The sequence below is a fragment of the Hymenobacter arcticus genome (assembly GCF_054779975.1).
Window position 1 is genome coordinate 57,038 of the sequence record NZ_BAAGXF010000015.1, and the last position, 22,460, is coordinate 79,497.

At 62.6% G+C, this 22,460-nt stretch carries 18 protein-coding genes; 8 read left to right on the forward strand and 10 right to left on the reverse strand.

The features are described 5' to 3' along the window. Positions 1 to 98 precede the first annotated feature (98 nt). The 4 genes from hemB (at position 99) to ACYVGC_RS20245 (ending at position 3,395) form a co-directional block, all read left to right on the forward strand. On the forward strand, positions 99 to 1,091 hold the full coding sequence (gene hemB, locus ACYVGC_RS20230) for a porphobilinogen synthase (RefSeq protein WP_460585675.1): 993 nt from the start codon (positions 99 to 101) through the stop codon (positions 1,089 to 1,091). 92 nt (positions 1,092 to 1,183) lie between these two features. After that, complete coding sequence (locus ACYVGC_RS20235; RefSeq protein WP_460585676.1) at positions 1,184 to 1,699, forward strand: GNAT family N-acetyltransferase; 516 nt, start codon at positions 1,184 to 1,186, stop codon at positions 1,697 to 1,699. Between the two features lie 160 nt (positions 1,700 to 1,859). Next, entirely contained in the window at positions 1,860 to 2,582 is a 723-nt protein-coding gene (locus ACYVGC_RS20240) for a DUF92 domain-containing protein (protein ID WP_460585677.1), read from the forward strand. 165 nt (positions 2,583 to 2,747) lie between these two features. Continuing rightward, entirely contained in the window at positions 2,748 to 3,395 is a 648-nt protein-coding gene (locus tag ACYVGC_RS20245) for an SMI1/KNR4 family protein (RefSeq protein ID WP_460585678.1), read from the forward strand. Between the two features lie 34 nt (positions 3,396 to 3,429). Here the strand turns inward: ACYVGC_RS20245 and ACYVGC_RS20250 are convergent, their stop codons facing one another. Then, complete coding sequence (locus tag ACYVGC_RS20250) at positions 3,430 to 4,833, reverse strand: APC family permease (protein ID WP_460585679.1); 1,404 nt, start codon at positions 4,831 to 4,833, stop codon at positions 3,430 to 3,432. A gap of 53 nt (positions 4,834 to 4,886) precedes the next feature. Further along, positions 4,887 to 5,285 carry a hypothetical protein gene (locus ACYVGC_RS20255; RefSeq protein ID WP_460585680.1) on the reverse strand — a complete coding sequence of 133 codons (399 nt, stop codon included), beginning with the start codon at positions 5,283 to 5,285 and terminating at the stop codon, positions 4,887 to 4,889. A gap of 382 nt (positions 5,286 to 5,667) precedes the next feature. Between ACYVGC_RS20255 and ACYVGC_RS20260 the strand changes: the two genes are divergently transcribed. From ACYVGC_RS20260 to ACYVGC_RS20270, 3 genes are read left to right on the forward strand one after another with little or no spacing between them, the layout of a single operon-like run. Beyond that, a complete protein-coding gene (locus ACYVGC_RS20260) occupies positions 5,668 to 7,101 on the forward strand; it encodes a hypothetical protein (RefSeq protein ID WP_460585681.1) in 1,434 nt (477 codons plus the stop codon). A gap of 24 nt (positions 7,102 to 7,125) precedes the next feature. After that, positions 7,126 to 7,806, forward strand: a complete 681-nt coding sequence (locus ACYVGC_RS20265; RefSeq protein ID WP_460585682.1) for a hypothetical protein — start codon at positions 7,126 to 7,128, stop codon at positions 7,804 to 7,806. 55 nt (positions 7,807 to 7,861) lie between these two features. After that, entirely contained in the window at positions 7,862 to 8,680 is an 819-nt protein-coding gene (locus tag ACYVGC_RS20270; protein WP_460585683.1) for a hypothetical protein, read from the forward strand. An 80-nt stretch (positions 8,681 to 8,760) separates the two neighbouring features. On the opposite strand, the gene ACYVGC_RS20275 is transcribed toward ACYVGC_RS20270, so the two are convergent. The 8 genes from ACYVGC_RS20275 to ACYVGC_RS20310 all read right to left on the reverse strand — a co-directional run bounded on the left by ACYVGC_RS20275 (position 8,761) and on the right by ACYVGC_RS20310 (position 21,142). After that, positions 8,761 to 10,773 (reverse strand): vWA domain-containing protein, encoded by a 2,013-nt coding sequence (locus ACYVGC_RS20275; protein ID WP_460585684.1) that lies wholly within the window; start codon positions 10,771 to 10,773, stop codon positions 8,761 to 8,763. 257 nt (positions 10,774 to 11,030) lie between these two features. Next, a complete protein-coding gene (locus ACYVGC_RS20280) occupies positions 11,031 to 11,564 on the reverse strand; it encodes a hypothetical protein (protein WP_460585685.1) in 534 nt (177 codons plus the stop codon). Positions 11,565 to 11,592: 28 nt separating this feature from the next. Next, positions 11,593 to 11,985: a DoxX family protein gene (locus tag ACYVGC_RS20285; protein WP_460585686.1), complete on the reverse strand. Its 393-nt coding sequence runs from the start codon at positions 11,983 to 11,985 to the stop codon at positions 11,593 to 11,595. Then, positions 11,985 to 14,144, reverse strand: coding sequence for a protein-disulfide reductase DsbD family protein (locus tag ACYVGC_RS20290; RefSeq protein ID WP_460585687.1), 2,160 nt, complete (start codon positions 14,142 to 14,144; stop codon positions 11,985 to 11,987). Before ACYVGC_RS20290 ends, ACYVGC_RS20285 begins: the two co-directional genes overlap by 1 nt. A 318-nt stretch (positions 14,145 to 14,462) precedes the next feature. Continuing rightward, entirely contained in the window at positions 14,463 to 14,969 is a 507-nt protein-coding gene (locus ACYVGC_RS20295) for a cupin domain-containing protein (RefSeq protein ID WP_460585688.1), read from the reverse strand. Positions 14,970 to 15,141: 172 nt separating this feature from the next. Next, entirely contained in the window at positions 15,142 to 15,336 is a 195-nt protein-coding gene (locus ACYVGC_RS20300; protein ID WP_460585689.1) for a PID-CTERM protein-sorting domain-containing protein, read from the reverse strand. A 118-nt stretch (positions 15,337 to 15,454) separates the two neighbouring features. Next, positions 15,455 to 19,264 (reverse strand): DUF4331 family protein, encoded by a 3,810-nt coding sequence (locus ACYVGC_RS20305; protein WP_460585690.1) that lies wholly within the window; start codon positions 19,262 to 19,264, stop codon positions 15,455 to 15,457. A gap of 33 nt (positions 19,265 to 19,297) precedes the next feature. Beyond that, entirely contained in the window at positions 19,298 to 21,142 is a 1,845-nt protein-coding gene (locus ACYVGC_RS20310; RefSeq protein WP_460585691.1) for a DUF4331 domain-containing protein, read from the reverse strand. A gap of 489 nt (positions 21,143 to 21,631) precedes the next feature. Here ACYVGC_RS20310 and lptB point away from each other — a divergent pair, with 489 nt between their 5' ends. Further along, positions 21,632 to 22,372 (forward strand): LPS export ABC transporter ATP-binding protein, encoded by a 741-nt coding sequence (lptB, locus tag ACYVGC_RS20315; protein WP_460585692.1) that lies wholly within the window; start codon positions 21,632 to 21,634, stop codon positions 22,370 to 22,372. The last annotated feature ends 88 nt before the right edge of the window (positions 22,373 to 22,460 follow it).

The window sequence follows — 22,460 nt, forward strand, 5'->3', positions numbered from 1 at the left end:
TCTTAAGTAACTCGGCGGCACCGCAACCAAGGTGCGTACTACCTGTTACAAAGTAGGCTTTTGAGCCAAAGCAGTTATCATTTAGCTTATCGTACTTCATGCCTATTATCCCCACGCACCGGCCCCGCCGCAACCGTAAGTCGCAGGTAATCCGCGATATGGTGCAGGAAACGCGCCTCACGGCCCACGATTTTATCTACCCCGTTTTTATCATTGAGGGCCAAAACCAGCGCCTCGAAGTGAAGTCGATGCCCGGCGTGTACCGCTACTCAGCCGACCGCATTATCGACGAAATTGGGGCGGCCGTGGAGCTGGGCATCAACTCGTTCGCGCCGTTTCCGGGTATTAACGACGCCTTGAAAGACCCGCTGGCCCGCGAATCGACCAACATGGACGGGCTGTACCTCAAGACGGTAACCGACATCAAGCGGCAGTTTCCGGACGTGGTGCTGATGACTGACGTGGCGATGGACCCCTACTCTTCCGATGGCCACGACGGCGTGGTGAACCAGGAAACGGGCGAGATTCTCAACGACGCCTCGCTTGAGGTGCTGGGGCAGATGGCGCTGGCCCAGGCCCGCGCCGGGGCCGATATCATCGGGCCGAGCGACATGATGGATGGCCGCGTGGCCTGGATACGCGACGTGCTGGACCGCAACGCGTTCTCGCACGTGAGCATCATGAGCTACACGGCTAAGTATGCGTCGGCTTTCTACGGCCCGTTCCGCGATGCGCTGGACTCGGCCCCGAAAAAAGGCGATAAAAAGAGCTACCAGATGAACCCCGCCAACCGCCTGGAAGCCCTGCGCGAGCTGCAACTCGACGAGGCCGAAGGTGCTGACATGGTGATGATTAAGCCCGCCCTGAGCTACCTCGACATCATTCGGGAGGTGAAGAACCACACCAACCTGCCCGTGACGGCCTACAACGTGAGCGGCGAGTACGCGATGGTGAAAGCCGCCGCCCAAAACGGCTGGGTCGATGGCGAAAAAACCATGATGGAGGTGCTCATGAGCATCAAGCGCGCCGGGGCCGACGCCATCCTGACGTACTTTGCTCAGGAGGCGGCCGAGGTGCTGCGCCGCGGCTAATTTTGGCTATTAGCTGCTGGCTGCTGGCCGTTGGCTTTTGTTCCAACGAAAAAAGCCAAAAGCTAACAGCCAGCAGCTAACAGCCAAAAACCATGACAACTGACCTGACTATCCGCCGCGCCACGGTGGCCGACTTGCCGGCCATCGTGGCGCTGGTGCGGGCCGTAGTACCGCTGATGAATGCCAACGGTAACTACCAATGGACCAGCGAGTACCCAAATGAGGAAGTTTTCCGGCAAGATATTGCGCAGCAGCATTTGTGGGTGGCCGAGCGCCTCAGCGAAATTGAAGGCGTGGCCGCCCTTAATCAGGACCAGGACCCCGAATACGCCGACGCCGACTGGGACGCCGCTGCGCCGGCCCTGGTAACGCATAGGTTGGCCGTGGCCCCCGCCGCCCAGGGCCGGGGCGTGGCCGCCGCGCTGCTGCGCCAGGCCGAGCACGAAGCTAATGCATTGGGAATTGGCACGTTGCGCATCGATACCAATTCGGAGAACGTGGCTACGCAACGGCTTTTCCCGAAGCTGGGCTACCGGTTTGCGGGCGAGATAAAGCTAGCGTTTCAGCCGGGGCTGCGGTTTTTTTGCTACGAAAAGCAGTTGGGGTAGCTGCGCTGATAAAGCGGCAAAGGAGCAGTTACCTCCGGTCCGCCGGCTTTTTCAGCTGGCCGACCGGTTGTCGTTGGGAGCCTGGGTGTAGCAGCGTCAATCGGTCGGCCGGCTGAAAAAGCTGGCGGACCGGCCCTTATAAGCGCCGTATTTTGCCGGCATGACTGATTTATTCCGCTTGGGCGTGGTGGTGGGGCTGCTCAGCCTGGGGATGGCGTACAGCGCGCGGGCGGACAAGCTGACCACGGCCGCCATTTGGACGGGCGGCGGGCTGGGGCTACTCATTTTTCTGGGCAGCGGCTTTGCCGGATTGGCGCAGTTGGCCCTGTTTTTTGGGCTGGGTACGGCCGCCTCCAGCTGGCGCGTGGCCGACAAGCGCCGCCTCGGGCTGGCCGAGGAAAACCGGGGCCGCCGCACGGCCGGCCAAGTAGTGGCCAATGCCGGCGTGGCGGGCCTAATGGGCCTATTGGCTTGGCAGTGGCCACCCCACGCGCCGCTGGCCCGCCTGATGCTGGCCGGCAGCTTTGCCGCCGCCACCGCCGACACGCTGGCCTCGGAGCTGGGCAACGTGTATGGCCGTCACTATTATAACATCCTCACTTTTAGACCCGATACGCGCGGCCTCAACGGCGTGGTGAGCCTGGAAGGTACGGCCTTGGGGCTGGCTGGCTCCGCCGGGCTGGCGGCCAGCTACTGCCTAGGTTTTGGCTGGGGTCCGGCCTTTGGGTGGCTGCTGGTGGCAGGCACGGCCGGCAACCTGGCCGATTCGGTGCTGGGGGCCACAGTGGAACGGCGTGGCTACTTGAGCAACAACGCAGTTAATTTTCTCAACACTTTGACTGGTGCGCTGGTAGCTGGCGGGCTGATACGGTGGCTGGGCTAGATTCGGAGCTAGCAAACTGGCTGACTAAACCAGAAGCTTGTCCTGTGCGACGATGCTAGGTTACCGTTTTGCCGACGAAATGAAGCTGACTTTAGGTTGGAACAGTGGTTATTTTGCTACAGCAAGTCAGTCGCTCCTTGTCTTATCGCACTTACAAGCCCACTTATGAATTCAACCCAGATTGAGTACCTAATGCGCCACCTAAAAGCGAATGGGGTGAGCTTTGATGCCGGGCTAACAACGGAAGAGGTGCAGCAGGTAGAGCAAACCTTTGGCTTCCGCTTTCCGCCTGACTTACGCGCATTTCTACAAACAGCTCTCCCTGCGAGTAAAGGGTTCGTGCCTTGGCGCTATGGAATCAGTAACACGGTTGTTGCCCACAGCATAATAGAGCGAATACATCGCCCAATAAATGAGCTTGTAGCTGATGTGAGAGAGAGTGTTTTTTGGTTGCCACAGTGGGGCCCGCGACCTGCGGATAAATGGGAACGGGAAACACTTGCAAGGCAGTATTTAACTGGCTGTCCGCAGCTTATTCCTATCTACAGCCATCGCTACCTGCCCGAAATGCCCTACGAAACTGGCAATCCGGTATTCTCTGTCTATGGCGCTGATATCATTTACTACGGCTACGACCTGTTTTCTTACTTCGTACATGAATTCACGTTGCACAACCCACCTGACAATAAAGTACCCATCAGGCCAAAACACATAGCGTTTTGGAGCGACTTTGACGAGCCCCAAGACATTAATACCTGGGGTTATTGGGATGGCACAGAAGATGAGAACAATTACTTGTTCTCATGCAAGTAGACGGGGCATTCGGTTCGAATCAACTTCTGTCGCTCTAAACTTTAGCAAACGGCCACTTAGCCTCGCGGCGGCTCCAGAGCAGGAAGGCTACCGTGCCCACGGCCATCATGCCCAGCGCGGCTACCTGGAAGTAGAGCTTGAAGTGCAGCCCGCCCCAGCTGACCTCGGCCGGCGCGATGCCCGCGAATACGAACAGCCACACAATAATGGCCAGGATAACGGGCAGCGGGTAGAGCGGCATTTTGAAGGGCAGCGACGCGGTGCCGCGCCGGCGGCGCAGCAGCACCAGCCCCACCGCCTGGCCCACAAACTGCACCAGAATGCGCATGGCCAGGATGGCCGAAATGACCTCGCCCAGCCGAAACAGCAGGCTGAACACGAAGCCCACACCACCCAGCAGCAGCAGCGACACGTAGGGGAACTGCTTGGTAGGGTGCAACTTACCAAACACGGGCAAGAACTCGCCATCGGCCGCCGCCGCGTACGGAATGCGCGAGTAGCCCAGCAGCACCGCAAACAAGGACGCGAACGCCACCAGCAGCACCATGCCGGTGGCTACGTTGGCGGCCGTGGGCCCGTAGAGGCGCTCCATAAACACGCTGATGATGAACTGCGATTTATCGCTGGCCCCGGCCTGCCAGCCCTGCACCTCCTGCCACCCAATGACGGTGCCCACGCTCCAGTTCAGCAACAGGTACAGCGCCGCAATGCCCAGAATACTCAGGAAAATGCTGCGCGGAATGACTTTCTCGGGACCTTTTATTTCGGCTCCCAGGTGGCACACGTTGTAGTAGCCCAGGTAAGAATAGATGGTTTTGACGGCTGCCTGGCCCATGGCCACCGAAATGAGCAGGCCGGGCAGCTTGCCCACGCCGCCCGCCGGCAGCCAAGCCACCGGGTGGTTAGCGTGGGTGAGGCCCCCAAAAATGAGCCAGCCCATGAGGCTCAGCACGCCCACCCACAGCGCCACGCCGAGCTTGCCAATGTCCTCGATGCGGCGGTAGAGCAGCGCAATGAGCAGCAGCACCACCGAGCCGGCCACCAGCTTGGGCTGCCACCACAGGGGCAGCGGCACCAGGTAGCTGAAGTACTGGGCGAAGCCAATGGCCCCGGAGGCCAGCACCAGCGGCGACTGAATAAGCGTTTGCCAGACGTAGAGAAACGACATGTAGCGGCCCCATTTCTGCTCGCCGTAGGCCAGCTTGAGGAAGCGGTACGAGCCACCCGCCTCGGGGTAGGCCGCGCCCAGCTCGCTCCAGATGAGGCCATCTACGGCGGCCAGCGCCGCGCCTACCAGCCAGGCCAGCAGGAAGTTGGGCCCCATAAAGCCCATGACCAGCGGCAGCGTAACGAAGGGCCCGATGCCCACCATGTCAATCATGTTGAGGGCGGTGGCTTGCACCAGGCCCAGGCGGCGCTGTAAAGAGGGTTGGGACATAGGCGACGAAAGTAGCCCACGGGCGGCCGTTACGGGTGCTGGTGGCCGGCGGGCTACCGCAGCAGCGCCTGCACGGCCGGGTAAAATTCGGCCGCCAGCTCTTCGTCGGGGTAGGTGTCGGAGATGCGCAGGCCACCCCGCTGCCGGTTTGGCGCCGATGCCGGGAAAGCCTCGTAGTAGATGCCCCGGCTGGCCCCGTTAAGGACGAGCCGAACAGGCAGTATCTGGCCCACCTCTTCAAAATCAAGTACTTGGCGACCAATGAATTGCTGATTGACAAACCGGCGTTGCCACAGGTCGATAACCAGTCGGGTACGCAGGGCCATTAGCAACAGCAGCACGGCCCCGGCCCCACCCAACACAGCCGCCGCCGTGCGCACGTATACATCGGCCCCGAAAAAGCCCTGCACCACGGCGTAGCCGGCCAGCAGCAGCGCCAGCCCGTATAGCATTGCCTGCTTCGGGCCCGACTTGCCCAGTCACCAGCCATCGGTGGTTTCGATGAAGTTGAAATTTTCCATGTGCTGCTCAAAGGTGCTGGCCTACTGGTAATTATGCAGAAGACTAGCGTTGAGGCTGATGTAGCGGCGTGGGGCGGTGCCCAGCGCAGCATCCGGGTTAGGAAATGAGCGGTGCACGTAGCCTACGGGCGGTGGGGTGCCCGTGGTAAGTCGGCCGGGGATAACCAGCCCAGAAGCTGCACCGTACAGCTAGCTAAGGAGTTGCGGACGGCCGCCGCAAAGGTCGCTTCCCCGACGAAAACAGCTGTGCACAGAAGCAGTGGCTGGCTGCGTTTGCAGCCGGCCACTCGCCTCGACTTTTCCTTTTCGCGTGATGAAAAATCCCCTCTTCTCCGCCTGGAACCAGAAGCTGCTCCTGGCCCTGCTGCTAGCCACCGCCCTACCCGCCTGGGCCCAGGATTATTCGGGCGGGGCCGGCGACGCCGGCATTAGTATGAGCGACGCCACCATGCGCGCGATGCCTTTCAACTTGATGATGAACCATCTCAAGGATAAGGGCACCAAAAACGGCGCTGCGCGCCCGGCTTCTGCCAAAGCCGCCAGCCTGGCCTACACGCCAACCCCCGCGCTCAGGCAAAAAACCGTGCAGGGCTACGCGGACCGGCTCAAAGCCAAAAACCCCGCCGCCGCGCAGGCCGTGGCGGCCAGCTTCGGGCCGGGCAAAAACGACTACGGCACCGTCTACCGGGGGCTGATAGACGGCTACAACCTGCGCGAAAACGACGCCGTGGATGCTACCACGGCCTACCTGACGCTGGGCTGGATGATAGTACACAACGTGCAGAACGACAAGGCCGTGACTCCGGCCATGGTGCAGGGCCTGCGCGCCCAGCTGGCCCCGCGCCTGGCAACCAACCCAAAACTAACCACCCCCGGCGCGGCGGCTCAGGTGGGCGAAGAAATGAAGCTGCAAAGCGTGGTGGTGCAGGGCGGCTGGCTGGCGGCCATTAAGGAAGGCACCTTGCCGGCCTACCGCCAAGGCATCGCCGCCATGTTCAAAAACCAGTACGGGCTGGATTTCGGCCAGCTCAAACTCACACCCCAGGGCTTTGCGGGCGCAGGAACAGCGGCCGTTGCGGCTAATAAGTCGGCCCCCAACGCGACGTCTTCCACAACGCCCGCAGCTACTGCTGCGCCAGTGGGCAGTGGGCTAGCGGCCGGTGCGCAGTGGTTTTTTCGCGCCGTGAGCGGCGGCAGCGGCGTGGCCTTTGAGCCGGTGGTGCTGCTGGCCAATGGGCAATACTTCGATATTGGCGACGAGCCGCTGGAAAGCGTGAACCCCGCCGCGGCCAAAGCGGCCCGCCCGGCGGCCTGGGGCAGCTGGCGCAAAAACGGCGCGGCCTTCGTGCTCACCAACTACCAGGGCCAGCCGCACGACTACACGCTGGGCAGCGGCAACTGGTTTCCGGCCTACGCCGCCGGGGCCGCGCCGCTGAAGCGGGCCTATGAAAACACGTCGGGCGGCAGCGTGGGCGTAGCTAGTAGCTTGTTTATCAATAAAATACAGTTTGTGGATGCTACGCGTTTTCGGCAGGGCGAGAATATGGGTGTATCGGCCCCCAACGCAGCGGGCGGGCGCGCCAGCAGCGCCAGCGGCACCTACCGCCTGCAAAGCCACACCCTCACCCTCACTTACGCCGACGGCCACACCGTGCGCAAGTCGTTTGCGCTGGGCGCCGAGGGCAGCCCGACCCACGCGGTTAACACGCTGATTTTCATCGGCGGCGATGCCTACACCGACGAATAATCGCTCCCTCTTTCCTTGTCTGCCATGCGTACGCTCTTGAAACTGCTGGCCTGCGCCGCCTTGCTTCTGGCCACCCCCGCTGCCCGCGCCCAAGATGGCCCACCCGTCATGGATTGGATTACGCCCATCATTGATGCCCAACGCGCCGCCGACCTGCGCAACAGCCTGCTCGAACACAAGGCCGGCGATATGAACGTGGGGTACACGCCCACGCCGGCCCTGCGCCAGGCGGCGGTGAAAGGCTACGTGGCCCGCCACCAAGCCACCGACCCGGCCCTGACCCTGGCCATCACCGAGCTGAACCAGGCCGGCAAGCTCAACTACGCCACCGTGTACCGGCAGGCCACGGCCAGCTACGGCTTGTATGAAAACGACGCGGCGGCGGCGCTGACCACGTTTTTCCTGCTCGGCTACCGCATCGTCAACGAAGTCCCGGCGCCCTCGCACGATGCCGCTTTTGCCGCGTGGCTCCAGCTTCTTCCCGGCCTGGCCCATAGCCCCCAACTCGCGGCCCTGGGCGGCGCGGCCCGGTTTGGCGAGGACCTCAAAATGGAATACTACGCCCTGAACCTGGCCTGGACCGTGGCCCGCAAAAACGCGCAGCTAGCGGCCTTCCAGCAGAACACGGCCACGTTGTTTCGCACCAAATACGGGCTGGATTACCAAAAGGTGCAGCTTACCAACAAAGGTTTTTCTAAGCGCTAAGCTTCTAGCATTTGTTTATAACGTATTTACTAACAACTACTTAGCTACTCAGCCTATGAAACGCCCGCTGCACGTATCCGCCTCGCTAGTGGTTTTGAGCGCTGGCCTGCTGGCCGCCCCAATCGCCCGCGCCCAAATGTCGCCGGACCTGGTGATGGAAACCTACAACGCCAACATGAGCGCCATTACGAGCGCGGCCATCAGCAACGCCAACCTGAATAACATTCTGGACGGTAGCGCCCGGCCCAACAGTAAAAAAGGCATCGTGGTGGGCCGGCCCGGCTCCAGCGCCAGCCGGGGCAGCGCCACCGCTACACCGCGCAATACAATGGCCGCCAGCGCCACCAGCGCCGGCCTGCCCTACACCGTGACGCCCGCGCTCAAAGCCAGTACGGTGCAGGGCTACATCGACCGGCTCAAAACCAAAAACCCCGCCGCCTCGCAGGCTGTGGCCACCAACTTCGGGCTGGGCAAGTACGACTACGGCACCATCTACCAAGGCATCGTGAAAGGCAACGGGCTGCGCCAAAACGACGCCGTGGACGCTATGACGGCGTACATGATACTGGGCTGGATGATAGTGCATAACGTGCAGGACGGCAACGCCGTGACCCCGGCCATGGTGCAGGGCGCGCGGGCCCAGTTTGCCCCGCGCCTGAGCCAGAGCCCGCAGCTGACGGCCCCCGGCGCGGCCGGCCAGCTGGGCGAGGAAATGAAGCTGCAAGTCGTCATCGTGCAGGGCGGCTGGCAGTCGGCTATCAAAGAAAATGCGCTGCCGGCTTACCAGCAGGGCATCGCGGCGCTGTTCAAAAATCAGTACGGACTAGATTTCAGTCAGCTCACGCTAACGGGGCAAGGCTTTGCGAAGAAATAGGCCCGCTCGCTGCCACAGCGCGGGCTGTGGGCAGTGAGCGGGCCTATTTCGTTGTTAGCTAATTACTTGATTGACAAGTGCTACCGCACACCCACGTCTTTGCTGGCCGGGGCCAGGCCTTCGGCCAATTGCACGAGGCGCAGCAATTCGGCACGGTAGCCGTCGGCATCGGGGCCGCGGCCGGCCTGGGCCAGCTGGGCGGCGCTGGCATAGGTGGCGGTGCCGCGCTGCTCGCTCTGGCGCAGCAGCAGGCCAAACTCGGCTACGGCGGCGGCAAACTGCTGGTCGGCCGAGGCCTGGGCGATGGGCAGGGCAGCCCCCACCAGGGGCTGAGCCAGCAGCTGGCTAGTGCTGCCCTGCGGCTGCTTGTAGCGCAGCTTCACGGTGAGCACCTCGGTGGTAAGGCCCTGGGACTTGGCCAGCACGTCCTGGCCGGGCTGGTAGGTGGCGGGCTGATATTTCAGCTTATCTACCAAGGGGTTACTGGAATTAACAGGCACGATTTCGTAGAGGGCCGTCACGGTGTGGCCCGCGCCCAGCTCACCGGCGTCTTTGTGGTCGTTGTTGAAATCTTCGTTGGCCAGCAGGCGGTTTTCGTAGCCAAGCAGGCGGTAGCTGGTCACGCGGGCGGGGTTGAACTCGACTTGTAGCTTCACGTCTTTGGCCACCGTGAAGAGGGTGCCACCAAACTGCGCCACCAGGGTGCGGCGGGCCTCGTCGAGGTTATCGAGGTAGGCGTAGTTACCGTTGCCTTTGTCGGCCAATAGCTCCATGCGGCTGTCGTGCAGGTTGCCGCGGCCCACGCCCAACACGGTGAGGAACACGCCCGTTTCACGCTGATTCACAATTAATTGCTCCAGGGCCGCATCGGAGCTTTCGCCCACGTTGAAGTCGCCGTCGCTGGCCAGAATCACGCGGTTGTTACCCTCCTTCTTGAAGTAATGCTGCGCGGTAGAATACGCCAGGCGCAGGCCCGCGCCGCCGGCCGTGGAGCCGCCCGCTTCGAGCCGGTCAATGGCTTCGAGAATGGTATTTTGCTGCGAGCCGGGGGTGGGCGGCAGCACCAGGCCGGCCGCGCCGGCGTAGGCCACCAGGGCCACGTGGTCCTGGGGGCGCAGCTGGCGCACCAGCAGCTTGAGGCCGCTGCGAATGAGCGGCAGGCGGTCGGCGCCCATCATCGAGCCCGACACATCGACCAGAAACACCAGGTTGGCGGGCGGCAGGCTGGCCGTTTCCATCTTTTTGGCCTGAATACCGATGCGGGCCAGCTGGTGGCCGGCGGCCCAGGGGCACTCGCTGAGCTCGGCGCTGATGCGTACCGGCGCGGGGCTGGTGGCGGCCGGCGCGGGCAGCTCGTAGCGGAAGTAGTTAAGCATTTCCTCGACCCGCACGGCATCGCGCGGGGGCAGCTGGCCCTCGTTGAGGAAGCGCCGCACGTTGGTGTAGCTGGCATTGTCCACATCAAGGCTGAACGTGCTCAGCGGCTCCTTCGCCACCGGGTGAAAGGCGTTTTCCTGGATTTTGGCGTACGTGTCGCCCTCCCCCGCCTCGGCGCGGGCCGGGTAGGGCGCGGGGGGAGCTTGGAGGTAGCCAGCCGCTGGGGAAACCGACTTATCGGCCATTTCCAGTTGGTCGGGCATTGAATAGGCGGCTACCTGCCTGCCTCGCTGCGGTTTACGAGTCGGCTGATTCACGGCCAAGCCGGGCACCCGGCCATTGGGGCGCGTGACTACCACCTCACTCAACGTCTTGTGGTCGGCGCGCAGCACCACGTTTAGCGGCCCGGCACCGGCGGGCACGGCCACCTCCTGCGTGAGGTAGCCCACGTAGCTGAACACCAGCCGCGCCCCCTGCGTCGGCACGCCGGCCAGCACGTAGCGGCCGTTGACATCGGTGCTGGTGCCGAGGGCCGTACCCTTGAGCATGACCGTGACGCCGGGCAGGCCCTGGCCTTTGGCGTCGGTGAGGCGGCCGGTGAGCGTGCGGGTGGCGGCGCTGGCGGGCGCGGCCGGCTTATTTTGCTGCGCAACGGCGGGATGGCCAACGGCGAGCAGCCCAAGTGGCAGGAGCAGCGCGGGAAGAAGCTTTTTCATGGCAACGGCGAAGGGTAAGTGAAAGACTTACCCTGCTGATGCCGGAGCGCCCGTAATTGCACAAGGTGTTTCTCAGCTCACTACGGCTGCTGGGTCCGGGTACGTGCTCCGGTCCGCCGGCGCACCCGGCCGACCGGTTGACGGGTGTGGCGTTTGGCCAATCGTTCAGACATCGGGCAGGCATGTTCACGCGACAACCGGTCGGCCAGCTGCGCCGGCGGACCGGGGCACGACCTGGATTTGAAAATAATTGCCTCTCACTGGCAATCGGTGCCTAGCGGGCCCGCGTAGCCCAGCTCCCTAAGCGACTGCTGCGCTTGGCTACGGGTGTACGCGTCGGGGTCTTGGCCGAATGCCTGCAGCACCGTTTCCAGCTCCTTGGTTAGGGAGCTGAACTTTCGGCAAGCGGCCGCAAACTGGTACTTGGCATCGGTAAATGCCGGGTGCGTGAGCGTGGCAACGGTGGTAGCTAGCCGCAGAAAATCGGCAGCAGCTAGGTCTCCCACGTTGGATAGCGGACTGCCTGGGGTGGGCGAGAGCCAGCCAATCAGGCTGCCAATATCCCAGTTGCGCGCAATCAGGTAAAGCAGGTTTACTTGGTCGTCGTGGCTAAGCGTAGCGAGCTGGTGCTCTGCCAGTAGCTGCGCAACGTAGCGTTCTATTTCAGCCCAGGCTGGGTAGCCCGCATCATCTATAAAGAGTGCCTCTATGTCTGGTGGCGAATACGTAGCGGCCAGCCACTCTTTGTACTGAGCAACCAACTCGATTAATAGCAGCGAATTATCTCTCATGAACTGCAACTACTTTGTTATGAGATAATTAACTCATCGCTTTGGTAGTACCAGCCCGCCACACGGCCCACATAAGCAGGGGCTGCAAGGGCAGGCGGGCCCATAGCGCCCACAGCGGAATGTGCAGCTGCTCATGCAGTTGCAGCATGTACACATTGGCCGGAAACACGGCTACCAGCAGCGCCAGCAGGCCCCAGGCGGCCCAGCGCCGGGTGGCGGGCAGCAGCAGGCCCAGGCCGCCGGCTACCTCGGCCGCGCCGCTCAGCAGCACCAGCAGCCGGGGCGCGGGCAGCGCCGGCGGCATAATGCGCAGGTAGGTTTCGGGGTGGATAACGTGCAGGATACCAGCTCCTACAAACGCCACCGCCAGCAGGTAGCGCAGCCAGGGGCGGCCGCCGGGGGCCGCTGCATTAGCTACCACTAGCGGCGGCCGGCGCGCAGGGCCGCCAAGCCGCTATCGAGGAAGCGCACGAAGTTATCGGGGTCATAATTAGCGCCTTGCGGGGTGGCCAGCACGCGCTCGGTGGCGGGGTCGAGCTGCACGTAGAAGGGCTGCGAGTTGGCATTGTAGCGGGTGGCCTGAAAATCACTCCACTTGTTGCCGATGGTTTTAATTTTCTTGCCGCTGAATTTCGACATGGTTTGCTCGGCCTCAGGCAGGTCGGTTTTATCGTCTACGTAAAGCTGCACCAGCACGAACTCGTTGCGCAGGCGTTGCAGCACGCGCGGGTCGGGCCACACGGAGGCCTCCATTTTGCGGCAGTTTACGCAGGCGTTGCCGGTGAAGTCGATGAGAATCGGCTTGCCCACCTGCTTGGCGTAAGCGCGGGCCTCATTATAGTCGAAGTACGCATCGAGGCCCAGCGGCGCGTGAAAAATGTCGCCGTACTTGTGCTGCGCGTGGGGCGCGGCGGCCGGGCCGGTGGCACTGCCGCCCAGCGTGGGCGTGTAGAGGTCAAAATCCTGGGTGTGCTGCGGGGGCAGGAAGCCCGACACGGCTTGCAGCGGCGCGCCCCACAGGCCGGGCACCAGGTAGGTGGTGAAGGCCAGCACGATGATGGCCATGAACAGCCGCGGCAGCGACACGTAGGGCAAGTCGCTGTCGTGCGAAAACCGGATTTTGCCCAATAGGTAGAAGCCCAGCATGGCGAAAATGATAATCCAGAGCGCCAGAAATACCTCCCGGTCAAACCATTGCCAATGGTAGGCCAGGTCTACATTCGACAGGAATTTCAGCGCCAGCGCCAGCTCCAGAAAGCCCAGCACCACCTTCACCGAGTTCAGCCAGCCGCCCGACTTGGGCAGGGCCTTCATCCACGACGGGAACAGGGCGAACAGCGTGAACGGTAGCGCCAGCGCAAACGAGAAGCCGAACATACCCACCGCCGGCCCCAGCAGCTGGCCCGTAGCGGCGGCCTGCACCAGCAGCGTGCCAATGATGGGCCCGGTGCACGAAAACGACACCAGCGCCAGCGTGGCCGCCATAAAGAAAATGCCCACCAGGCCACCCTTATCGGCTTGGGTGTCCGTTTTATTAATCCACGAGCTGGGTAAGGTCAACTCAAAAGCGCCCAAAAATGAGGCCGCAAATACCAGCAGCAGCGCGAAGAAAACCAGGTTGAACGCGCCGCTCGTGGCCAGATTATTCAGGGCATCGGCCCCGAAAATGACGGTCACCAGCAAGCCCAGCGCCACGTAGATGAAGATGATGCTCAGGCCGTAGAAGCTGGCCCGGCCCACCGCCACCCCGCGCGAGTGGTCGCCCTTGGTAAAGTAGCTGACCGTGAACGGCAACAGCGGAAAAATGCACGGCATGATAAGCGCCGCCAACCCGCCCAGGAAGCCCGCTAAAAAGATGCCCCACATCGATTGGCTATTGGCCGGGGCCGCGGCGGCTTGCGCTACTTCCTTGGTAACAGCAGTAGCGGCGGGGGCCACCTCGGTGGGCACCGCAGCCGCCGGAACGGCAGCAGTAGCCGCAGCGGGTGCGGCCGTATCCACTACCGTGGGCGGCGCAACCGGCGTCGTGGCAGTCACCGTTTTAGCCGTGGGCGTAGTTGCGGCAGCGGGCGTAGTAGCCGTAGCGGCGGCAGTTGCAGCGGCCACTTTGGTGGGCGTAGTGGCGGCCGGGGTAGTAGCCGCCGAAGCGCTGGCTACGCCCTTGGCGTCGATGCTGAAATCGAGGTCGTCGGGGGGCAGGCACTTCTCGTCGTTGCACACCATGAAGGTGAGCGTACCCTTCACGGTGGCTTGCGGGCCTTTGAGGCGAATTTTCTGGCTGAACACCGCCCGCTTGGGGAAGTAGGCGATGTTCATGTTGAAGGCTTTTTCGAAGGCCTTCACCGGCTCGGGGCTCTCCGTGACTTTGCCCACCAGCTCGTACTCGGCCGAGGGCGTAAACTTGAAGCTCGTGGGCTCGGGGCCGCCTTCCTCAATAAACTGCGAGTAGATGTGCCAGTTGCCAGCAATGGCCGCCGTGAACGTGAGCGTGGCCTCGCCGGCCGCCGCGCCCGGCTGGGCGGCAAACTTCCAGGTGACAGGGCGGTCAATCTGCGCCTGGGCTAATTGGGTAATACCCAATAATATAACTAATAGCCAGCCCAACCGCAAGGCAGCGGGGCGGCACGTACTAATTTCTAGCATAAAGAGCAGCAGCCCACAGGCTGCCAGGAAAATACGAGCCGCAAAGGTCGGGCACAATGGCCTCAGTAACAGCGGCCGCGGGCGGGCGGTTTGGATGGATAGGTAACCAGTACTTAGTGCTACCCAAAAAGAACGTCATGCTGAGTTTGTCGAAGCATCTCGCTCGCATCGTTGGATTACTAACCCATCGGCGCGAGCGAGATGCTTCGACAAGCTCAGCATGACGTTCTGGATTTTTAATGCTTCTGCTACTGCCTAGCGGCCGAAGTCGTCCTGCACGCGCACGATGTCGTCTTCGTCCGAGGGCTGGCTGGCGTCGGTGTGCTGCCAGATTTCGGCAATCACGCCCCAGCCGGCCAGGCCCACCAGGCGGTGGCGCTCGCCTTGCTTGAGCACGATGCGCTCGCCGGGCTGGTACGATTTTACTTCCGTTTGCTCATCGGTGTCGCTGATGGCCACGCCCACCGGGCCCTCTACTACCTGCCAGATTTCGGCGCGGCGGAAGTGGTACTGCCAGCTCAGGCGCTGGCGCGGGGCCACCAGCAAAATCTTGGGGCTTAGCTGGCCCGAAATGCGCAGCTTGGCCACGTCGAGGCCGTTGAAGTACACATCGGCAAACTGCTGGGCCTGGCTCTCATCGAGCACGAAAAAGCCGCCCCAGGGCCGGCTGGGGTCCTGGCGGTCCACCCGGAAGCCCTGGGTGGCCAGGCGGGCGGCGATGTCGGAGAAAAGCTGTTCTTTTTGGGGGTCGGGGGTTGCCATGGGCGAAAGTGGTAATTTTTTAACCGAAGCTGATTTGCTACCAGCCAATGTGGTAGCAGCGGGGCGTAAAGTTAATCGCAGGTACCAAGTAGCCGCTTTTACACCCCAAACGCCGGCCCCTCCCGGAGGAAGAACCGGCGCTTGCGGTGTAAAAGCGGCTACCTGGTGCCAGTTAGCGGGCCCGGCGGCGGTCGCGCAGCTTCCTGAGGCCAAGCGCCACGCCGCTGGCCAGCAGCAGCGAAGCGCCGCCATCGAGGGGCACGGCCGTGGGGTCGGGGGCCTGGGGCGTGGCCGCAGGGCCGCCCGTATCGGCCTGGGCATGGGCCGCCCCGGTGGTGAGCAAGAGGGCCACAGCTGCGGCACCCATCCCTTTTAAGATTGACTGTTTTTTCATGTTAATATCAGCTGAAGGAGAAAGGATTATGCGCAAAAAACCATCCTTCTCCGACCCGGATACCGGGCCGAAGAAGGGGTTTTTTGGGGCATTAATTAGCAATCACCACGCGCTTTACCACCTGGTTATCACCCGATTTGAGGCGGAGCGTGTACACGCCCAGGGCGAGGTACGATACGTCGAACTGGGCGGTAGCCCCGGCGGCCGTCATGGGCAGCACCTGCTGCGCCACTTGCTGGCCCAGCTGGTTGAAGAGCGTGGCCGTAACCGGCGTGCGGCCCAGCTCGGCGGGCACTACCACCGTGAAGTTGCCCTTGGCCGGGTTCGGGAACAGCTTCACCTGGTCGGCAACGGCGGCGGGGGCCGTAGCCAGGGCATTGTCGGGGCCGAAGTAGAGGCTAAAGCGGCCCGTCAGCGAGGCGCTGTTGGCCGTGAAGCTGTACACCGGCTGCTTGCTGAGGTCGATGCGCGCCCCAGTCTGCGTATCAAGCAGATACACACGGGTGGCCGACCCAAAGTTGAGCACGTCCACGGCATTCAGGCTGTAGCTGCCCGCACCGGCCACCTGCACGTTGAGGGGCACGGTGGTGACCCCCGTGAGCGGAGCCAGGCCATTCACCGACAGCTCGTCGCCGGTGATGAGGCTGCTCACGTTCATGCCCGACGAGTTGGCTAGCTTGAAGGCGTCGAAGTGCGGGTCAAACGCGGCGGTGGCGCCTTGCTCAAAGTACACCGCAGTTTCGTCGATAAGCGGGGTGCTGCCCTGCAGGCGCAGGCGCACCTGGGGCCGGCTGTCGGCCGCAGTGCGGTTGAAGCTCGGCGCGGTGGCGAAGGTGGTCACGCGGGCCGCGTTGGTGAGGGCCAGGCTACCATTGGCGGTGCCGGGCGTGGTTACCCGCATAAAAAAGCCCTGCATAGCGGCTACCAACGGGCTGCCACCCATGCCATTAACGTAGCCGCGGTACTGGCCCACGTACTGGCCGGTGCTCTGGTACACGTACACGGCATCATCCAGGTTGGTGCGCGTTACGCCGGTGGTCTGGCTGAAGTCGAGCGGCGACGGGTAGGGGTTGCCCAGCAGCTGCCAGCCGCTTTTTACCTGCGTGCCGCGGGCCAGGCTGCCGATGCTCAGGGGGCCGTTGTTGAGCGTGCCCATCAGGTCGGCGGTGGCCCCGGACGTAATGTTGAGGTCGTAGCCGCGTAGCGGAGTCATTACGTCGCTGGCCAGCGGCACCATAAAGCCCTTGTCGAAATCAATCGAGCCGGCGCTACCGCTGGTCGTCACGCGGGCCTGGTCGTAGATATACACGTTCGGGAAGGGCGTTACCGAACCGGGCGTGGGCGAGTTGTTGTAGGCCTGGTTGTAGATAGCGGTGAAGCCCGAAGTCGTGGTCAGGTCGCTGAGCGTGGTGCTTACCATCGGCGAGCTGTAGTGGCGGTAGCCAACCCCAGCATTGAAGGTGGGGTCGATGGCGCGCTGCATGGTGGCCGGGCCCGTTACCGAGCCAGCGGTGTTCACCACGAGGGCGGTGCCGGCGGTAGGTGTCGAGAGCAAGGTCAGCATCTGGCTGGTGCTGGTGGTCAGGTTGCCGCTGGTGAGGGCCAGGGTCTGGGCCACGGCCACGCCGCCGTTGGTGAGGGTGAGGCCGGCGGCGTTGTTCACCGTGAGGCTACGCACCCGGCTGGGCAAGCCCGCGCCGGAGGTTTGGGCATCGAGGCCGTTGAACTCGTAGCTGGCATCGGGCGAGTAGCTGCGGGTGCCGGCAACTTGAATAGCCCCGGTAGCGCCGGTGGCGGCAATGCCGTCCGAAGCGCACACGCGCAGCGTGGCGCCGGCTTGCAGCACGAAGCTGCCCGCGCCCGTGATGGGCTGGCAGTTGGTAGCCAGCACGCCGCGGGTGCTCAGGCTGCCGCCGGTTTGCACGGTCAGGGTGCCATTTACCACAATGGGGCCGTTGAAGGAAGCCGCGCCCGTGCTGGTGATGGTCACGTCGTTATACGTGCCCGCTTCTACCGGCATGGCGGTGCTTACTACCAGGTTGGGCGCCACAATAGTATTGGTGGGACCGCTGGCGGGGCTGGTACCGCTCCAGGGCGTTTGCAGGAACGGGAACTCGGCCCGGATGGTGGTGTCGTTGCGCTCCACACCCGTCGTAAAGGTCAGCACGCCACCTAGTTGCGGCGTTACGGGGTTGGTAGCCGTCGGGCCAAAGTCATCGTACCACAGGCCAATGGCGGCCAGTACTACGCCGCTCACAGCCTTCAGCTCAATCTGGTCCACGGCATCCTCCAGGCGGCGGCCGTTGGGGAAGCCGTCCATGTTCGGAATAAACTCCAGGTTGGCGTTATCCTTATACGGGCTGGTGGTGAGGCCCAGCACGGCGGCCTGCAACAAGCCCTGGTTGCTGAAAGTAGCCGAGTTGCGCGGGGTGGCGGGCACGGCCATGTTCAGGCGCAGCATGTCACCGATTACGGGTAAGAAGTTGTTGATGAACGGCTTACCCGCTGCCAGCGGGTTGCCGCCCTTGCCCGTCGCCAATTGGTACGGAATGGCATTGGGCACGCCGGTATGGAAAATGGGCTTGATATCAACCGAGCGGGGCGAGCCGGCGTTGCCACTGTTCAGCAGGTATTCGCCAAAGCCGCCATCCACGGCCGGCGCAAAGGCCGTGCCCGCGTTGGAGCCCGGCGCGCTGTTGTACAGGGCACTCAGGCCGGGAGCCCCATTGCGGAAGTCGAAGCCGTTGCCAAAGCCCGGCCGGCCGGCCAGCGACTTGGTTTGGATGCGCAGGGCCGCGATGTTCGGAATGGCTTCGCCGAAGTAGGTCTGGCCGGCGGGCTTGGCAGCCGCGCCATTCTTGGGTGCATCGTCGGCCATGTAGAGGGCCAGCTCGGGGTTCGAGAGGTAGGTATCCGTTATCGGGGCCTCGGCGTAGGGCGTGCGGGCGTTCCAGGCATCCTTGCCGCCAAGGGGGTTGATAACCTCGTTGGTGAGCGGCATGCCCAGGCGCGATACCTGCACCCAGTTGCCGCTGGCACCCTGGCCGTTAGCAGCGTCGAAGGTCTGCATTTGGGGGCGGCTGGCCGAGGCCCACACGCCGATTACAAAGTCGGGGTCGAGAATATTTTTGGCCGCCGTCACGGCCAGGCCGGTCTTTTGCAGGCTGGCCACCGGAATGCTCATCGTAATCGAATGGCAGTTCTTGTGCGACAAGCCATCGGTAGCGGTGGTAGGCCGGATGTTGGCCAGGTCAAAAATGGCCCCCAGGTCGGCGAAGAATGGGTCGTCGGCCGGGCCGCAGAGCATTTTTTCGCCCGTCGAAGCCGTGGTAATGGCATTTTCGCGCACCGACGTTTCGTAGGGGCCAGCTTTGGCCAGGCCCGCCGCACCGTTGATGGACTGCGGCCCGATATTATTGGCCGGCACTACCCCATTGGTAATGATGGTGGTCGAAACGCCCCCCACGATTTTCTCGCAGGTGTAGGTGGTTTTCAGGTTTTGCTTGCCCAGCCGGACGTTGAAAAACGTGCTGGGGTCTTCGTTCACGCGTTTGAACGTGAAGCGGTACGTGATGTCGTCGCTGCTGGCGTTGGTGGCGTCGTTCTTGACGTGAATCTCGTAGCGCACGTTCTCGCCGAAGGTCGAGTAGTTGGGCCCGCCCTGAGGCAGCTCAAACGGGATGTAGTTGGCCACAATCACGATGCGGCTGGCATCGTTGGGGTCTTTGAAGGCGTAGAGGTCGGTGTTGTCGGCCACCGGGTCGTCGGCGATGAGCGGGGCCTCGCGGTGCGAGGACGCCTCCAGGGGCGTGTAGCGAATCTGGCTCCAGGTAGAGAGGCCGACCGCCGCTGCCGCGAGTACCGGCAGCGTGACGTAAATACGTAACTGTTTGGAAGTCATGTTAATAAACGATAGCAGGAGTGAGACAATGAGTTAGCGGCGAATGCGGAATCCCTGCCACGGCGTTTGCACGTAGGGGAAGGCGGCGCGGAACGTCGTGTCGTTTTTCTCGACCCCGGCCGTGAAATTCAGCACGCCTTTCAGCTGCGGCGTCACGGGCGAGGCGCTGGTGGGCGCGTAGTCGTCGTACCACAGGCCAATGGCCGCCAGCACGGCCCCGCTCACGGCCTGCAACTCAATCTTCACTACTTCGTCTTCGAGGCGGCGTCCGTTGGGGAAGCCGTCCATGTTGGGGATACTCTGGAGGTTCTTATTGCCGTTGTAGCGTGGGTCGGTGAGGCCCAGCACCGCGGCGGCCAGCAGGCCCTGGTTGCTGAAATCGGGCGAGTTGCGCGGGGTGGCGGGCACGGCCATGTTCAGGCGCAGCATGTCGCCAAATACGGGCAAGAAGTTGTTGATGAAGGGCTTACCTGCGGCCAATGGGTTACCGCCCTTACCCGTCGCCAATTGGTAGGGAATGAGGTTGGGCACACCGGTGTGAAAAATGGGCTTGATATCGACCGAGCGCGGCTGGCCAGCCTGGCCATTATTCAGCAAGTATTCGCCAAAGCCGCCCTTGGAGCTGGGCGCCAGGGCCGTGCCATCGGTGAAGGCAGAATTGCCCAGCAGGCCGCTCAAGCCGGCCGCACCATCGCGGAAATCGAAGCCCGCGAAGCTAGCGCCGCCCAGCAGCGGCTGGCCCGCCAGCGACTTGCTTTGGATGCGCAGCGCGGCGAGGGCCGGAATAGCCTGGCCGAAATAGGTTTGGCCGGCGGGCTTGGGCGCCGCGCCGTTCTGGGGGTTATCGTCGGCCATGTACAGGCCCAGTTCGGGGTTTGAGAGGTAGGTATCGGTGGCGGCGGCTTCGCTGCCGGGCTTGGCGCGGTTCCAGGCGTCTTTGCTGCCGATGGGGTTGATGGCCTCGTTCAGCAGCGGCATGCCTAGGCGCGATACCTGGGTGTAGGTCATGTTGTCGGTGGTAGTGCCACCGGTGGCGCTGAGCGTGCGCATGGTGGGGCGGCTGGCCGAGGCCCACACGCCAATCACGTAGTCGGGGTCCAGGATAGTATTGGCCTGACCCACCGTTTTGCCGTCCTTTTGCAGCGTGGCAATCGGCACGCTCACGGCAATGGAGTGCACGTTGTACTTGCCCAGGCCATCGCGGCTGCCCTTGTTCACGCGCAGGCCGGCGAGGTCAAATATGGCCCCCAGGTCCACAAAAAACGGGTCGTCGGACGAGCCGCAGAACACTTGCTCGCCGCCCGCGCCGGTGGCATTGGCCACCGTGCCCTGGCGGTAGGCCGTGTAGGCCGCCTGGTTCAGGCCCACGCCCGAGTTGTTGGTGCGCGGCCCCACGTTGTAGGCCGGCACGGTGCCATTGCTGACGATGGTGGTCGAAACGCCCCCCACGATTTTCTCGCAGGTGTAGGTGGTTTTCAGGTTTTGCTTGCCCAGCCGCGCGTAGAAAAACGTGCTGGGGTCTTCGTTGGTCCTAGTAAATGTGAAGCGATAGGTGATGTCGTCGTCGTTGGTGGTGGCTTTGTTCTTGACGTGGATTTCGTAGCGAATATTCTCGCCAAACGTCACGTAGTTGGGGCCGCCCTGCGGCAGCTGAAACGGAATGTAGTCGGCAATGAGCACCACCCGGTTGGCGTCGTTGGGGTCCACGAAGGCGTACACGTCGGTGTTGTCGGCCAGCGGGTCGTCGGCAATCAGTGGAGCTTCGCGGTGGCTACTGGCCTCCAGGGGCGTGTAGCGCGTGGCGCTCCAGACCGAGAGCGCCGTAACGGCACAAGCCGCTACCAGCCACTGCGATGGTTTGGTTAACAGATGCTTCATGGGAAAATGGAAAGGGGAAAAAGTGGAAATGGGAAACAACGCGCAAAAACACATTAACTTACTAATGTGCTTACAATCAATATTTTACGCAAAGAGATGCGCCCGCCTGCTGCCCGGCAGCAAAAGCAAGCCGGTAGAGAGCGGCGGGTAGCCTTCGGGGAGGTGCCGCACAACGAAGGAGCCGGGGCCCAGAAGGCGCGGCTGCCCGGCACACCGGAAAGTGGGTTGAAAAACCAATTTGACACAGAGTCAAATCAGGTTACCAAGTGAGTGATTGACCCGAAAGTCAGGAACTTACGCCCATAAGTAATTCTCGGATTCCGGCGCGGGGAACTTTTTTTAAAAAGTATTATTGCCTAGCATAAACAACCTAATTAGTTGGCTTTTTCGGGGTTTTTGGAGCCAGACCGGGGCCATACTTACCGGGCCGGGCGGGCGTTGGAGGCGGGCGAGCCGCACGGCGGCCGCAGTTTTACCTTTGTGCCACCTATGATTCTCCGCGCCGAGCACCTCGTCAAGCAATACAAAGCCCGCACCGTCGTCAACGACATGTCGCTCAGCGTGGCGCAGGGCGAAATCGTGGGTTTGCTGGGCCCCAACGGGGCCGGCAAAACCACCTGCTTCTACATGATGGTGGGCATGGTGAAGCCCAACGGCGGCCGCATCTTTTTGGGCGAGGAGGAGGTAACGCGCCTGCCTATTTACCAGCGGGCGCGGCGCGGCATGGGCTACCTGGCCCAGGAAGCCAGCGTGTTCCGCGACCTGAGCGTGGAGGAAAACATCCTCTCGGTGCTCGAAATGACCGACATGCCCAAAAAAGAGCAGCTTGATAAAGTAGAGCAGCTGCTGGAGGAGTTCAGCCTGGGCCACGTGCGCAAAAACCTGGGCAAGGTGCTGAGCGGCGGCGAGCGCCGCCGCACCGAAATAGCCCGCGCCCTGGCCGTGAGCCCCAAATTTGTGCTGCTCGACGAGCCCTTCGCGGGCGTGGACCCCATTGCCACCGAAGAAATCCAGGGCATCGTGGCCCGGCTCAAAAACCAGAATATCGGCGTGCTCATCACCGACCACGACGTGCACAAAACCCTCGAAATAGTGGACCGCGCCTACCTGCTCTTCGAAGGCAAGCTGCTCAAAGCCGGCACCGCCGAGGAGCTGGCCGCCGACGAAACCGTGCGCCGCGTGTACCTGGGCCGCGACTTCGAGCTCAAAAAGCGGAAGACGTTTGAGTAGGGAAGAGTAATGGCAACTTCCACATCATCAGCCGCACCAGTTGTCATTGCGAGCGCAACGCAGTGGAGCGCGGCAATCGCACCAGCAC